The organism is Rhizobium albus, from assembly GCA_030160035.1.
GTDB classification, from domain to species: Bacteria; Pseudomonadota; Alphaproteobacteria; order Rhizobiales; family Rhizobiaceae; genus Georhizobium; species Georhizobium albus.
In genome coordinates this window covers 1,090,341-1,104,318 of sequence record BSNO01000001.1, presented here as the reverse complement: position 1 = coordinate 1,104,318, position 13,978 = coordinate 1,090,341, and the positions used below count along the sequence as shown (strand labels likewise).

14 protein-coding genes and 1 other RNA gene are annotated in these 13,978 nt (G+C 62.6%); 6 read left to right on the top strand and 9 right to left on the bottom strand.

Annotated elements, in window-relative coordinates; translation table 11 throughout:
- Positions 1 to 41: 41 nt before the first annotated feature.
- A complete protein-coding gene (gene miaA, locus QQL76_RS05260; RefSeq protein ID WP_499206679.1) occupies positions 42 to 938 on the bottom strand; it encodes a tRNA (adenosine(37)-N6)-dimethylallyltransferase in 897 nt (298 codons plus the stop codon).
- A 20-nt stretch (positions 939 to 958) separates the two neighbouring features.
- Here miaA and serB point away from each other — a divergent pair, with 20 nt between their 5' ends.
- Positions 959 to 1,846 carry a phosphoserine phosphatase SerB gene (gene serB / locus QQL76_RS05255; RefSeq protein WP_499206678.1) on the top strand — a complete coding sequence of 296 codons (888 nt, stop codon included), beginning with the start codon at positions 959 to 961 and terminating at the stop codon, positions 1,844 to 1,846.
- Entirely contained in the window at positions 1,843 to 2,418 is a 576-nt protein-coding gene (locus QQL76_RS05250; RefSeq protein ID WP_499206677.1) for a GNAT family N-acetyltransferase, read from the top strand. Before serB ends, QQL76_RS05250 begins: the two co-directional genes overlap by 4 nt.
- A gap of 33 nt (positions 2,419 to 2,451) precedes the next feature.
- Here the strand turns inward: QQL76_RS05250 and QQL76_RS05245 are convergent, their stop codons facing one another.
- The 7 genes from QQL76_RS05245 to QQL76_RS05215 all read right to left on the bottom strand — a co-directional run bounded on the left by QQL76_RS05245 (position 2,452) and on the right by QQL76_RS05215 (position 8,451).
- Complete coding sequence (locus QQL76_RS05245) at positions 2,452 to 3,963, bottom strand: DegQ family serine endoprotease (protein WP_499206676.1); 1,512 nt, start codon at positions 3,961 to 3,963, stop codon at positions 2,452 to 2,454.
- A 110-nt stretch (positions 3,964 to 4,073) separates the two neighbouring features.
- Positions 4,074 to 4,259 (bottom strand): DUF2065 domain-containing protein, encoded by a 186-nt coding sequence (locus QQL76_RS05240; protein ID WP_499206675.1) that lies wholly within the window; start codon positions 4,257 to 4,259, stop codon positions 4,074 to 4,076.
- A gap of 9 nt (positions 4,260 to 4,268) precedes the next feature.
- Entirely contained in the window at positions 4,269 to 5,294 is a 1,026-nt protein-coding gene (gene hflC, locus QQL76_RS05235; RefSeq protein ID WP_499206674.1) for a protease modulator HflC, read from the bottom strand.
- On the bottom strand, positions 5,294 to 6,424 hold the full coding sequence (hflK, locus tag QQL76_RS05230; protein ID WP_499206673.1) for a protease modulator HflK: 1,131 nt from the start codon (positions 6,422 to 6,424) through the stop codon (positions 5,294 to 5,296). The genes hflC and hflK overlap by 1 nt, the downstream gene beginning before the upstream one ends.
- Before the next feature lie 163 nt (positions 6,425 to 6,587).
- A complete protein-coding gene (locus tag QQL76_RS05225; RefSeq protein WP_499206672.1) occupies positions 6,588 to 7,106 on the bottom strand; it encodes a dihydrofolate reductase in 519 nt (172 codons plus the stop codon).
- Entirely contained in the window at positions 7,103 to 7,897 is a 795-nt protein-coding gene (locus tag QQL76_RS05220; protein ID WP_499206671.1) for a thymidylate synthase, read from the bottom strand. Before QQL76_RS05220 ends, QQL76_RS05225 begins: the two co-directional genes overlap by 4 nt.
- A 95-nt stretch (positions 7,898 to 7,992) precedes the next feature.
- Positions 7,993 to 8,451, bottom strand: coding sequence for a YHS domain-containing (seleno)protein (locus QQL76_RS05215; RefSeq protein ID WP_499206670.1), 459 nt, complete (start codon positions 8,449 to 8,451; stop codon positions 7,993 to 7,995).
- A 117-nt stretch (positions 8,452 to 8,568) separates the two neighbouring features.
- On the opposite strand from QQL76_RS05215, the gene ssrA reads away from it, so the two are divergent.
- From ssrA to QQL76_RS05195, 4 genes are all read left to right on the top strand, one after another.
- Positions 8,569 to 8,942: a transfer-messenger RNA gene (gene ssrA / locus QQL76_RS05210) on the top strand.
- 80 nt (positions 8,943 to 9,022) lie between these two features.
- Positions 9,023 to 9,568 (top strand): SspB family protein, encoded by a 546-nt coding sequence (locus QQL76_RS05205; protein ID WP_499206669.1) that lies wholly within the window; start codon positions 9,023 to 9,025, stop codon positions 9,566 to 9,568.
- Between the two features lie 7 nt (positions 9,569 to 9,575).
- Entirely contained in the window at positions 9,576 to 9,785 is a 210-nt protein-coding gene (locus QQL76_RS05200; RefSeq protein WP_499206668.1) for a DUF4169 family protein, read from the top strand.
- 36 nt (positions 9,786 to 9,821) lie between these two features.
- On the top strand, positions 9,822 to 10,040 hold the full coding sequence (locus QQL76_RS05195; protein WP_499206667.1) for a ribbon-helix-helix domain-containing protein: 219 nt from the start codon (positions 9,822 to 9,824) through the stop codon (positions 10,038 to 10,040).
- Between the two features lie 8 nt (positions 10,041 to 10,048).
- Here the strand turns inward: QQL76_RS05195 and QQL76_RS05190 are convergent, their stop codons facing one another.
- Complete coding sequence (locus QQL76_RS05190; protein WP_499207119.1) at positions 10,049 to 13,963, bottom strand: AsmA family protein; 3,915 nt, start codon at positions 13,961 to 13,963, stop codon at positions 10,049 to 10,051.
- Between the last annotated feature and the right edge of the window lie 15 nt (positions 13,964 to 13,978).

The window sequence follows — 13,978 nt, the reverse complement described above, 5'->3', positions numbered from 1 at the left end:
CAAAACTAAAAGCTACCGGCAGTTGGTTGTCTTAGGATTAATTACAGATCGACATTGCTAAGTGTCGGGCTGGAAATCCGGTGCCAGTCCTCTGAAAAGCGATTGCGGAACCACGTCGTCTGCCGCTTCGCATAGCGCCGTGTCGCCGCCGCACCCTGCTCGACGGCGCTTTCGAGATCGAGCATGCCACCAAGATGCGCGGCAAGCTCCGGCACCCCGATCGCCTTCATCGCTGGCATCGATGGATCGAGATGCAGATCGAGCAGCCCGCGTACCTCATCCAGCGCGCCGCCCTCGACCATCTGCCTGAACCGGCGATCGATGCGTCCGGTCAGCATGCCGCGCTCGGGCATCAGGAGGATGCGGCGGGTGTCCCCAGCATTGAGAACCGGCTCACCGCGCGTTGCCTGGAGCACGCTGATCGACTTCCCGGTCGCATCCAGAACTTCCAGTGCGCGCGCGATCCGCTGGCCGTCGTTGGACGAAAGGCGTGCCGCCGTCTCTGCATCTCGCAATGCAAGCTCGCGATGCATCCCCGCCGGCCCGTTGGCCAGCAGCTCAGCGCGACGCGCCATGCGGATCGGTTCGGGAATATCCGGCATCGTCGCCAGCCCACCCAGGAGCGCCTCGAAATAAAGGCCCGTGCCGCCAACGACGATCGGGACTTTGCCGCGCGCATGCACATCGGCAATCACTTCGGCGGCCTCGCGCATCCACTCACCGGTCGAATAGGCCTGATCCGCCGGCCGGTGTCCATAGAGGCGGTGCTCCACCTGCTCGGTATCGGCCTGGCTCGGGCGTGCGGTGAGGACATGAAGCGCGCCATAGACCTGCATGGAATCGGCATTCACGATCACGCCGCCGATCCGCTCGGCCAGATCCAGCGCCAGCGCCGACTTGCCGCTGGCCGTCGGCCCCGCTATCAGGATCGCATCCATCTGTCCCCCGGAGTTCTGTAATGGCCCTTGTCGCCACGCTGATTGCTGCGCCTTCGAGGCCGGTCCTCACCCCATCTCTCGCAGAAGCTGCCGCCGAGCGCCTCTCGGCTGCCGGCCTCTATTGGCTTGCCGACGGGATCGCCTGCGATATCGCATTGCGTGACGGACACGACAAGGCCGACGCCGAGTCTCTGCTGGCTTCGATGATTGGTGATGCGCCGATCGATGTGGTCGTGCAGATCACCGAAACCCGTCGGAAAAGCCTCCTCCTGGCGGACATGGATTCCACGATGATCGGCCAGGAATGCATCGACGAGCTTGCCAACGAACTTGGCCTGAAGGACAAGGTCGCAGCCATCACGGCACGTGCCATGAACGGCGAAATCGCGTTCGAGCCGGCACTGCGCGAACGCGTGGCGCTCCTGAAGGGCCTGCCGGTTTCGGTGATCGAAAAGGTCATCGCCGAGCGCATCACGCTGACGCCCGGCGGCCGGGAACTGATCGCGACGATGAAGCACTATGGTGGCTACGCCGCGCTGGTGTCGGGCGGCTTCACGGCTTTTACCGGGCCTGTCGCCGGCATGCTCGGCTTCGATGAAAACCGCGCCAATGTGCTTTTGGATGCCGATGGCCTACTCGTCGGCGCGGTTCAGGAGCCGATTCTCGGCCAGCAGGCGAAGCTGGATGCACTTCTGGAACTCTGCCAGGCCCGCGGCATCGAGACCGAAGATGCGATGGCCGTTGGCGATGGCGCGAACGATCTCGCCATGATCGAGCGGGCCGGTGCAGGCGTGGCACTTCACGCCAAACCCGCCGTCGCCGCGCGCGCGCGCCACCGCATCAATCACGGCGACCTCACCGCCCTCCTCTACATGCAGGGCTATCGGAAGACGAATTTCGTCACATGACGCCCATCGAGACCGACCGCCTCATCCTCCGCAATTGGGTCGACAGCGACCGCGCGCTCTTTCACGAGATCAACTCGGACGAAGCGGTCATGCGGTTCTTCGAGTTTCGGCGCAACCGCGCCGAGGCCGATGCGAAGATGGACGAGATCAGGTCGGAGATCGACGACCTCGGCTACGGCTTTGCCGCGGTGACCGTGAAGGCGACAGGAGAGCCGATTGGGTTCGCCGGCATCAGGCCGTGCTCCAGTCTGCCCCACTATGCCGAGCACTGCGTGGAGATCGGTTGGCGGCTCGCCGAGCGGTCATGGCGCAACGGCTATGCCAGCGAAGCTGCTGAGGCCTGGCTGGCATATGGATTCGACACTCTTGGCCTCAACGAGATCATGTCCTACGCCGTCCACGACAATCATGCCTCCACCGGCGTGATGCGCAAGATTGGCATGCAGGCATTGCCGGAATACACCTTCGACTATCCCGGCATCCCGGATGAATTGGCCCATCTGCGCCAATGCGTCGTCTATCGCATCACCCGCGAGCAATGGGCAAAGCGCCGGGCCGATCCCGTTTCCTGACAGCAGGCTCCGTCGATCCTTCGGGACCTCGGCTCAATCCATGCGCAAGGTCACGAAACGCAGCGTTCCATCTGCCTCCGCCACCATCAAAAGCGCGTTGCGACGCCCTTCTTCGCGAAGCTCGGAAATGCGCGCCTCGACATCCGCCGGCGTCGCCATCGTTTCCTGTGCGATCTCGACGATCACTTCGCCGGCGACGACACCCTTCTCCTCCGCTTCCGATCCTTCGGAGACGTCTGCGATCAGCACACCGTTGACCGCAGCATCGATGCCGAAGGCGTCGCGCTGCTCATCATCCAATGCGCTGAGCGTCAGCCCAAGCAGATCGACCGTGGCGCTCTGTTCCTCCTCGCCAAGCTCTTCGCCTTCGGCGCCGAGTTCGGCCTGTTCCTGACCGTTTTCCAGTCGACCGAGCGTAACCTCGACTGTCTGCTCTTCGCCATTGCGCAGGATAAGAACGTCGACCACATCGCCCACGGGGCTTTCGGCCACGATGCGCGGCAGATCGCGCATGTCGTTGATGGGACGGCCGTCGAATTCGAGAATGACATCGCCGGGCTCGATCGTACCGTCATCGACAGGACCGCCATTGATCACGCCAGCCACGAGGGCGCCGCGCGCGCGGCCCATGTCGAGACTTTCGGCGATTTCGTCGGTGACCGGCTGGATGCGGACGCCGAGCCAGCCACGGCGGGTTTCACCGAAATCACGCAGCTGATTGATGACATTAACGGCTAAGTCTGCCGGGACCGAAAAGCCGATGCCGATGCTTCCACCCGTTGGCGATATGATCGCCGTGTTGATGCCGATGACTTCGCCTCGCATGTTGAACAGTGGGCCGCCGGAATTGCCGCGGTTGATGGCCGCGTCCGTCTGAATGAAGTCATCGTAGGGGCCGGCATTGATGTCACGGCCGCGTGCCGACACGATGCCGATGGAGACCGACCCGCCAAGCCCGAACGGATTGCCGATCGCCATGACCCAGTCGCCGATGCGCATGGCATCGGAATCGCCGAATTCGACATGGTCGAGCGGCTCGGGCGGTTCGACCCGCAGCAGCGCAAGATCGGTTTGCGGGTCGGTACCCACGATTTCAGCCGAAAGCGAGGTGCCGTCGGCGAAGTTCACTTCGATGTCGTCGGACTGCTCGATCACGTGGTTGTTGGTCACGATCAGGCCGTCAGCGGAAATGACGAAGCCTGATCCGAGGGAATTGACGCGGCGAGAGCGCGGAACCGGCGGGGTTTGGCCGTTTTCCTCACCGAAGAAATCATTGAAGAAATCTTCGAAAGGCGAGCCCTCGGGGATTTGCGGCATCGGTGATGTCTCGTCGTCGCTGACGCGCTGTGACGTCGAAATGTTGACGACGGAATCGAGAAGGCCTTCCGCAAGGTCCGCCACCGAGGCAGGGCCATCAACGGGTGCGCGGGGCGGAACAGGGTCCGCCATTTCCTGCGCAGCGGCCGGAAGAGGAAGGATCGAGACGGCTGCGAGAAGCGAGAGCGAACGCGCCCATCTCGATGCTACGCTGATCGTGTGGGTCATTGCCGCCTTCTCCCTGCGATTGCATCCGGCGAGCCTGCCGGTTGCATGGGTATAATAGTTCATTCCGCCGCGGCGGAAATAGGGCTTCGTCGCGTCAGCCGCGCCCAAGTTCAGCCGCGGACAAGCCAGATCACGAAGACGCCTGCTGCCAGGGCCATGATACCCGAAAGCCGGAGTGTCTGATCAGACAGCTCCGGCAATCGTTCGGCCATTTTACGCATGGCGGTGGGGGCTGCGGCATAGACCAGACCCTCTATGACGAGGACAAGGCCTATGCCCACGAGCAGACCGCTCATTGCGCCCGCTTACTCGGTCGCGCCTGTCGAAGGCTCGGTGGCGACCGGAGGCGTCGACGGCTGAGGTGCCGCAGCGGCATCGCCTGCGTTATCCGCACCTTCGTCAGCAGGCTGCGTGACAGGCTGCTCGGCGCCGCTTGCGACCGGAACAGTGCCGCCCGACGCATCGCGGAAGTAACGGAAGAATTCCGAATCCGGCGAAAGCACCATGGTCGTATCGGAATCCTGGCTCAGCGAAACCGCATAAGCCGACATCGAGCGATAGAAATCGAAGAAATCTTCGTCTCGCGAATAGGCCTCGGCGTAGATGCGGTTACGCTCGGCATCGCCCTCACCTCGAACGATTTCAGCGTCACGGGTCGCTTCCGAAACGATCTCGACCACCTGACGGTCGGCGACGGCGCGCAGGCGCTGCGCCCCTTCACGACCGCGAGCGCGGATAAGTTCGGCTTCGGCAAGACGCTCGGCGATCATGCGCTCATAGGTCTGCTGGGAAACTTGCTGCGTCAGATCGGTCCGGCGAATACGCACGTCCTCGATGAGGAGGCCGAGGTTTTCGGCGTCTGTGCGCAGCTGAGACGCGACTTCATCCATCATCGCCTGCCGCTCTTCGGAAAGCGCCGCTTCGAAACCGCGCAGACCGTAAGCCCGACGAAGAGCCGAATCGAGACGCGTTCTCAGACGGGCTTCCGCGGAAACGATGTCGGCCGACACCGCCTGGCGGAAACGCTCGGCGTCCTGGATGCGATAAACGACGAAAGCGTCGACATCATAGAACGCACCACCGGATACCTGAACGCGGATGTCATCCAGGTCAAAGCGCATGGCACGGTCTTCGACGAACTGTACCGTGTCGGCACCGGCAAACGTGAACGGCAGCTTGAAATAGAGGCCTGGCTCGCTGTGCACCGCACGGATTTCACCAAAGCGGGCGACGATCGCTTGCTCGCGCTCGTTGACCACGAAGATGGACGAGAACACCGCGAAAACGACGACCGCCAGGACGATTATGATAGCGGGAAGCTTGTTACCCATTACTGGTTCCCTCCCTGATTTTGCGATTGCTGCGCCTGCCGATTGACCTCAGGCAATGGCAGATAGGGAACCACACCCTGCCCACCCGTCTGCTCGACGATGAACTTGTTGGAATCGCGGAACACGTTTTCCATCGTTTCGAGGAACATGCGCTTGCGCGTCACTTCCGGTGCCGTAGCGTATTCGTTGTAGATCGAAACGAAGCGCTGCGCCTCACCTTCTGCGGCGTTCACGACCTGATCGCGATAGGCAGCGGCCTCTTCGCGGACCTGGGCGGCTTGACCGCGCGCCTGTCCGAGCTGCTGGTTGGCGTACTGGTTGGCTTCTTCGACGAAGCGATCTTCGTCCTGCTCGGCACGCTGCACTTCATCGAACGCATCGGCCACTTCACGCGGCGGCGCGGCATCTTCGATCGATACGGTGTTGACGGACATGCCGGAGCCGTAACGGTCCATGGTGACCTGAATGACGTCGGTAACTTCCATGGCAATCGCTTCACGATTGTCACGGAAAACGTCCTGCGCAGGACGGCGACCGACGATCTCACGCATGGCGCTTTCGGCAACCTGGCGCAGGGTTTCTTCCGGGCGCTGCAGGTTGAAGAGATAGGCCGCGGGGTCGGTCACGGAATAGAGAACCGAGAACTGGACATCGACGATGTTCTGGTCGCCCGTCAGCATCAGGCCCTGCGTGCTGTTGGCCTGATCGCCGCCGCCCACATTGATCTGGCGCTCGACGATCGTGGCGCGCTCAACCGTTTCGAAAGGCCAGAAATGGAAGTGCAGGCCGGGCATGGACAATTCGTCCTTGGGAGCGCCGAAGCGAAGCTCGATACCGCGCTCATCCGGCTGAACTGTATAGATCGACTGGAACAGCCACAGCGCAACAAGACCGACGCCGATCAGACCGAACAGGGCTGGGCTTGGCCCGCCGCCACCCGGGATCGCGTTCTTCAGTCGATCCTGGCCACGCCGAATAATTTCTTCGAGGTCTGGCGGACGATTGCCGCCACCGCCGCCCCCACCATTAGGACGTTGAGGCCCCTGACCCCATGGGCCCTGGTTGTTGCCTCCTCCTCCACCGCCGCCGCCCCAAGGGCCGCCGCCGCCATTCTGATTACTCCAGGGCATTCAGTCCTCATTCTGTTGGAAGCGTCGTGCCGGCTGTTGGGAACCACGCGCCGGAACACGCATTTTTATCGTTATGTCTCAAATGCGTTATAGGTGTGACTGGCCGTGCTTTCAACGCAGCGCGCCAGGAGCGACGGACGATTTCGGCCGCCAAGCGCAGTGTCTAGCGCTGCTTGCGACGGTACACCGCATAGCGCGTCGGTTCTGAGTCCGACGGACCGACGGGAACGGAGACCTCTTCCAGGCACTCCCAGTCGTCCGCATCGATCGGCGGAAAATGCGTGTCGCCCTCCGGCATCGCCTCCACATGGGTTACATGCAGCTGATCCACAAAGGGCAGTGCTTGCTCGTAAATCTCACCGCCGCCGATGATAAAGATCTCGTCGACACGATCGGCATGCGCAGCCTGGCGCGCGAGGCGCAGAGCCTCCCGAATGTCGCCCGCGCGGGTCACGCCGTCCGCATGGAAAACATCGTCGCGCGTGAGCACGATGTTGGTGCGGCCCGGCAGCGCGTGTCCGATAGATTGATAGGTGCGCCGACCCATGATGATCGGCTTTGCCATCGTCAGCGACTTGAACCGCTTGAGATCTGTCGACAAACGCCAGGGCATCTCGCCAGAACGGCCGATGATGCCATTTGAAGCCACGGCCACGATGATGGAAACGATGGGATCGGTCACACGGCGACCTTTGCGCGGATGTGCGGATGTGGATCGTAGCCCGACAGCGTGAAATCGTCGAAGGTGAAGGCGAAGACATCATCGACGCTCGGATTGAGCTCCATCTTCGGCAATGTCCGCGGCGCCCGCTGCAACTGCTCGCGCGCCTGCTCGAAATGATCCGAATAAAGATGCGCGTCGCCGAGCGTGTGAACGAAGTCGCCGGGCTCGAGCCCGCAGACCTGCGCGATCATCATCGTCAACAGCGCATAGGAAGCGATGTTGAACGGCACGCCGAGGAAGATATCGCCGGAGCGCTGGTAGAGCTGACAGGACAGTCTGCCCTCCGCCACGTAGAACTGGAACAGGCAGTGACAGGGCGGAAGGGCCATTTCGTCGACCAGCGCCGGATTCCAGGCCGAGACGATCAAGCGGCGGGAATTGGGGTTCGTCTTGATCTGGTGAATGACGTTGGCGATCTGATCGACATGCCCGCCATCGGGCTTCGGCCAGGAGCGCCACTGATAGCCATACACCGGGCCAAGATCGCCGTTCGCGTCCGCCCAGGCATCCCAAATCGAAACGCCGTTGTCCTTCAGATAAGCGATGTTGGTATCGCCCTTGAGAAACCAGAGCAGCTCATGGACGATCGATTTCAGATGCAGCTTCTTGGTCGTCAGCAGCGGGAAGCCTGCGGCCAGATCGTAGCGCATCTGGTAGCCAAACACGGCACGCGTTCCTGTTCCGGTGCGATCCATGCGATCGACGCCGGTCTCCAGCACGTGCTCGAGAAGATCCTGATACTGCTTCATGCCACTCACCGCAGGTCGCTTGTCGGGCGCCGACTATAGAAGCTCAGCGCCGTGAACGCACGAATTCGCGCGATGCCATCAACAGGAAAGCAAAACTACTTCGAAAGCCTCGGCCAGTTGGTCTGCGCCGAACGCACATAGCCGGGGATATCGCTCTGCCAGGTCCGCTGAACGCCGCGGCTGTAATTGAGATAGAGCCGACCGTCGACGATGTCCCAGATTTCGGGCTCGCCCTTGGCGGTGTAGCCTTCGGCCACCGCGTAGGCGCAATACCCCCCGAACTGTGGCGCATAGCGATCCGGATCGGCGCTAAATGCCTGCCGATTTTCGACAGTCGCGAAGTGGAAGACAGCGCCCTCATGCGTGAGTGCAATCGCCGGATCGCCGCGCCGGGGCCGGCCTTCGGTAAAATAGGCGACGGGGTCATAGCCGCCGACCGCGACACCGTTGACCAGGCCGGTAAACCAGCGATCGGCCTTCTCTGCCTGCGCCTTCGGCATCAACGGCCACAAGGCACCGACGGTCAATACAGCAAGCAGCATGCGACGTTTCATCACGACATCCATCCACGACGAAATCCTGGATCATGGATGCCATCTCTTCGCGCAACGCGCATCACACGCCTTTTCACGAGCGCGTCACGTGCGATCTGCCGGGATCGATCCGCATTCCCTCTTTCAATCGAGCGGCGGAAACCCTATATCTCGACTGTCGTCGCAAGGCGACTATGGCAATAAACGGGCGGTGTAATAAGCTCTTCGGACCCGGGGGCGGTACCCGGCGCCTCCACCATGAACCGACGGTTGCATGCGCGCATGCCAGGCCGGTTGATGATGGGGGCGAAATAGGATCGACGGGAGTGTAAAGATCGACTTTTTGCCCGGCATGATACCACCGTTATCGGGTCAAACTTGTAGTTGCAAACGACAACTATGCAGAAGCTCGTCTCGCCGCCTAAGGGCAGCGCGACAGTTTCAATTCAAGCCCTAGTCGGTATGCTCGGCTAGGCGGGGTCCGGAGGCACCTGGCAACAGAAGCCTCCACCTTCTCAATGATTTGGTCTATAGACGTCGCATGCCGACTCGCACGGTCGGCCGAAACAGCGAATAAGAAAGAAATGGCCCCATGGTGCAGGACCACATCCGCTACGACATTCTTGCGCAGGACGCGCTTCGCGGCGTGATCCGCAAAGTGCTATCGGAATGCGCCGCAACGGGCTCGCTGCCCGGCGAGCACCATTTCTTCATCACCTTCATGACGAACGCTCCGGGCGTGCGCATTTCGCCGGCGTTGCGCAAGAAGTACCAGGACCAGATGACGATCGTCATCCAGCACCAGTTCTGGGATCTGAAAGTCACCGAGACACTGTTCGAGATCGGCCTGTCCTTCTCCGATACGCCTGAAAAGCTCGTGATCCCGTTCTCGGCCGTGCGCGGGTTCTATGATCCCTCTGTCAATTTCGAGCTCGAGTTCGACAGCGCACCCGGCGAAGTCTCGCTCGTTGGCGACGAGGACTCAGACGAGATGCTGGACCCTGTCGCTTCGCTGATGGAAGGCCCGCTCGACGACGCGCCGGCAGCATCCGGTGAAGGCGACGACGACAAGCCAAAGGGCGGCAAGAAGTCCGGCGCCGACGTCGTGTCGCTCGACGCTTTTCGCAAGAAGAACTGAGCCGACGATGTCCGGCGATATCGTCAATCTGCGCCAGGCTCGAAAGCGCCGCAAACGGGCAGAGGACGAAAGCCGCGCGGCTCAAAACCGCATCACCTTCGGTCGCACGAAAAGCGAAAAGCAGGCGACATCAGCGCTGAACACGCTCGTCGACAGACGCTTGGAGGCCGGCCGCCGTGAAACGCCAGAGCCGGTCAAGCCGGACGATGGAAACTGACGCACCCGCTTCTCGTTCCGCTGCGGGTGTGACGGCATGATCCGTAAGCATTCGGTTTCGCTGAGCGGCCACCGCACCTCATTTTCACTGGAAGACGCGTTCTGGACGGAGCTCCAGGCACTCGCCAAAGCACGCGAATTGCCGATCGCGGCTTTGATCGGCGAGATCGACGCGGAACGGGCGCCGGACTGCAATCTATCCTCCGCAATCCGGCTTCACGTATTGGCTGCGCTCAAAGCCTCCGCCGGCCACTGATCCGTTGATCATTCGACAGCGTTGAGATCGACCCCGGGAAGCGTCTGGAAATCAGGTGCTGGAGCGGGTCCGGTAGGCAAGCCATTGGCGGGCACGTCGCCAGGCAGTGGCGGATTGATCGCCTGGCCGTCGAAGCTTTGCTCGTCGAACGGCTGATCCCAGCCTTCGAGCGCCGGCTGTTCGCCCGGCACATCGCTCGGGGGTATCTGGAAGGGTGGCGCAGCCGGTAGCGGCACCTCCGGCGGCGGAAAATCGCGCAGCGCATCTTCCGCTGCCTGCGCCTCGGCTGCACGCCGTGCCGCTTCCTCCGCCTGCCGTTCCGCTTCCCGCGCCAACCGCTCGGCTTCGGCTGCAGCGCGCTCTTCCCGCTCCGTGGCCCGTGCGGCGATATCGGCACGCAGAAGCGCTGCTTCGCGGCGCAGCCTCTGTTTTTCTAGCACGGCCGCCTGCACCCGTTCGACCCGGCGTCGCTCACGCTCATAGGCACGCAACGACAGGAAATTGGCGAGGTCGATCGCCGTCAGCGAAACCTCCGGCGCCTCCAAAGTGCCGCGCACGGCGACGTCAACGGCCGGCAATGCGCCGGGCATCGCTTCGTCTCCGGCCTCGAAAGCAAGATCGAAAGTGGCGTTCAGCGCCATGGTGCGAAGATCGACTGCACCGTCACCCGATAAGGAAGCGCCCTCGCCCTGCATCACGATGCTGGAGGCGCGAGCAACGCCGCCGGCCACATTGATCGGCAATGCCAGCCTGCTCGAGGTGAAAGCGCCTGCATCCAGCGCCTCGGCGGCCAGATCCGTGACGGTCGCCTCGTCGATGATAAAGCCTTGCGCATCTGCACCCGCAAGAATGGCAGTGAAAGCCTGCTGATCGAGGCCGTCGATGCGGAGGTCGTCGAGCTGCAGTGTCGCCGATCCGTTCAGTGCTCCAACCACCGCCTGCGGACTTTTGCCGGTGCCATCGAGTGCGATGGCGATCCCTGCCCGGCCGGACAGGTTCTCGAGTTCGGGCTGGTCGGCGAAGATCCGCACGATATCGGCGTCGACCAGCTGCGCCTGCAGCCGCACGACGCCCGTATCGTCGGCGACACCGAAAGCCGTATCCCCCGAGATGCGTCCGCCCAGCCATTCGCCTTCGGTCTGGGACAGCATCAGCGTGCCGTCCTGATAGCCAAGCCGCGTCGAGAGCGTCTGGGCAGGTTCGGCGTGACCCAGTTCCGCCGCATCAGCCGTGACGGCAATATCCAGGACGAACGGATAGGGTGAGGTCTGCAGCAACTCTCGATCGGACCACACTCCGGTATCGCCGGCACGAAGCGGAGCGCCTGCCAGCGCTTCGGCGAGCCAGGGCAGATCGAGCAAACCGATGTCCAGCGATCCGTCGATGCGGACATCTTCGTCACGGCTGACGGTCAAGTCGGCCGACAACGGATTATCCGCAATCTGCCCTTCCAGCCGCTCGATCCTCCAGAGATCGTTCTCGACCGTGACGCTGGCAGTGAGATCGGCGGGCAGACCGCTGCCGAAACCCGGCAGTCCGAGCCCCGTCAGCAGCAGATAAGGATCGAGGTCCTCAGCGGCGAGCACGACATCCAGCTCGCCGGCCGTGAGGCGTGATTGCGCAAACGACGCGGCGCCATCGACCCGCAGGGATAATCCCGGGCTGGCAAGCGTCGCCGCGACCGAAGCGCTGTTGGAAAGAACCCCGTCCACGGTACCGTCAATGCGCATCGGCCCGCCGACATCGAAGGGCAGAACCGGCAATCCGATCTGCGCCAGAAGATGATCGGAGCGCGGATGCTCTGCCTCGAACGTCAGATCGAGCGGAACATCAGCGCCGACTGTAGAAACATCACTCGACACGCTGGCGGCGATGGTGCTGCCGCCGCTCATGCCTTCGATATCGAGCGAATAACCGCTGCTGCCGTTCTGACGCGGTGCATCGCGCGCCGAGCCGAGCGTCAGTTCGACAGTCAGATCCGTCTCGCGGAAAAGCGCGGCGTTCTGCCGGAAATGCGACAGGTCGATCACGCCCCGCAACCGGCGCTCGGCCAGAGCCAGCGCCGCAGCCGGATTCTCGGAGGAAATGCGGATGTCTGCCCGCCCCTGCGGTTCGATGCGCAGATCGGAGAAAACGCCGACCGCGGAAATTGCAGCACCTTCGATGTCGCCAACCGACAACCGCTCGATGTCGAGCAGCCCGCTGCCATAGGTAAATGCCGTGTCGACATCGGACATCGCGATCCCGTCGGCCGTGAAATTCTCCGCCCTGAATCGCGCCGCAAGATCATGCCCTGCGATGCCGGGCTGGCTCTCACCATCGCCGAACAGCCCGACCAGCGCCGAAAGCGCGTCGAGATCGAGCGTGTCGCCGGAAAGATCGACCGCGAGCGACGGCACTTCCGATTGCGTCACGCGCTCGAAGCGGCCCTGAAGGGTCGCCGGACCGATCGCAAGTTCCAGGTTCTCGAAGCGCTGATAGCCCGTTGTCAGCTGCACGGCGGCCTGGAAACCGGCAGCGGTGAGCCCGCGAATGGCCGGCGGTACGGAGCCGCGCAACCATGAAGCAAGGCCGCTCGGCTGACTCGACGCCACGACGAGATCGCCGGTAAAGCCAAAATCCTCACCTAAAGCCAAGTCACCCGACGCTTCGATCTGCGTGCGGCCCGGCAGCGATGCGCGGAATCGATCGACCCGCCAGGCTTCGCCATTATCGGGAGCCGCTTCGATGCTGACATCCCGCAGCGTGGTCTCTCCCGCCACGATCGCCGGCAGATTGAGACTGACGCTGCCCGGAAGATCGGGGATCGGAATTTGCGCGATGATGTCGCGGAAAGTGGCGACCCGCTCGGCGGCTGAAAGCGCGACCACAGGCTCGTCGGTTTCGGCTTCAGTCGCTTGACCGTCAGTGGCCGCCTCATCCCCCGTTGCCGAACCGGCATCGCCGATCCGGTCGACATCGATTTGCTGGCCGTCCGCAATGACGAGAAATTCAGGCTCGGGACCGGTATCGAGCGTCGCTTCACCGGTGACGACGTAAGGGTCGGTGGCAGCACCGACCTCAAGGCGATAATCGGGAATGCGAAGCCGGTCGCTCTCCGCCTCGAACCTTCCGCTGCCGCGCAGCGCCGCCGCTGCAGGCTCCGCCGCCACGGGCTGTGAAACGGCGTCCGTTGCCTGCGCGCGTAGCATCTGCACCACGAAATTGCCGGCGTATCGAGGCTGACCGTCCACGAAACGGGCATCGCCATCAAGCTCGAGCGAAATCGGATGGCGATCGGGCAAAAGCCGCGTCGTGACGCGGATCGTGCCCTGATCGTTCACGGATCCGGTCGTGATGGAGAAGGCAGCGCTCTCGTCGCCCCGCCGGGCGGTGCCGGTGACGCGCCAGGGACCGATCAGCGCATCCGCCGAGACGGTCGCCTGGACATCCTCGATTTCATGCACGCGCCCGTTCTGTCCATCTTGGACGGTCAAATGGCCATTGGTGATCGCGACCCGCTCGAGGACGACGTTGGCAGTCGGCAGCGCCTGTTCGGTCCGTTGCGCCCAGTCGATGACGCCATTCTCGTCGAGCTGTACCGTCAGATGCGGGTCTTCGATGCGCATGTCGAAGATGCGCACCTCCCCGCTGAGAAAAGGCGCCAGTTCGGCATCCATCGAGAATCGCGCGATTCGCATCATCGCGTCTTCGGCAGGAACGCCCTCGCCGGCCGATCCGCCCACCTCCACATCGTTGAAGGTGACCGACGGGAACGGCAGAAGCCTGGCGTCGGCGCTGCCGTGAACCACGACCCGCTGGCCAAGAATACGGCTCGCCTCCCGCTCGAATTCAGCGCGATAGTTGCTCCAATCGACGAAGGGAGGAACGATCAGCGCTGCAAACAGGACGACGACGATCAAGCTGCCGATGAAGACGAACAGACGAGCCAGCGCAAA

Coding starts and splice junctions, on each gene's coding strand:
- miaA (WP_499206679.1), bottom strand. CDS start 938: ATGGATGCGATCCTGATAGCGGGGCCGACGGCCAGCGGCAAGTCGGCG.
- serB (WP_499206678.1), top strand. CDS start 959: ATGGCCCTTGTCGCCACGCTGATTGCTGCGCCTTCGAGGCCGGTCCTC.
- QQL76_RS05250 (WP_499206677.1), top strand. CDS start 1,843: ATGACGCCCATCGAGACCGACCGCCTCATCCTCCGCAATTGGGTCGAC.
- QQL76_RS05245 (WP_499206676.1), bottom strand. CDS start 3,963: ATGACCCACACGATCAGCGTAGCATCGAGATGGGCGCGTTCGCTCTCG.
- QQL76_RS05240 (WP_499206675.1), bottom strand. CDS start 4,259: ATGAGCGGTCTGCTCGTGGGCATAGGCCTTGTCCTCGTCATAGAGGGT.
- hflC (WP_499206674.1), bottom strand. CDS start 5,294: ATGGGTAACAAGCTTCCCGCTATCATAATCGTCCTGGCGGTCGTCGTT.
- hflK (WP_499206673.1), bottom strand. CDS start 6,424: ATGCCCTGGAGTAATCAGAATGGCGGCGGCGGCCCTTGGGGCGGCGGC.
- QQL76_RS05220 (WP_499206671.1), bottom strand. CDS start 7,897: ATGAAGCAGTATCAGGATCTTCTCGAGCACGTGCTGGAGACCGGCGTC.
- QQL76_RS05215 (WP_499206670.1), bottom strand. CDS start 8,451: ATGAAACGTCGCATGCTGCTTGCTGTATTGACCGTCGGTGCCTTGTGG.
- QQL76_RS05205 (WP_499206669.1), top strand. CDS start 9,023: ATGGTGCAGGACCACATCCGCTACGACATTCTTGCGCAGGACGCGCTT.
- QQL76_RS05200 (WP_499206668.1), top strand. CDS start 9,576: ATGTCCGGCGATATCGTCAATCTGCGCCAGGCTCGAAAGCGCCGCAAA.
- QQL76_RS05195 (WP_499206667.1), top strand. CDS start 9,822: ATGATCCGTAAGCATTCGGTTTCGCTGAGCGGCCACCGCACCTCATTT.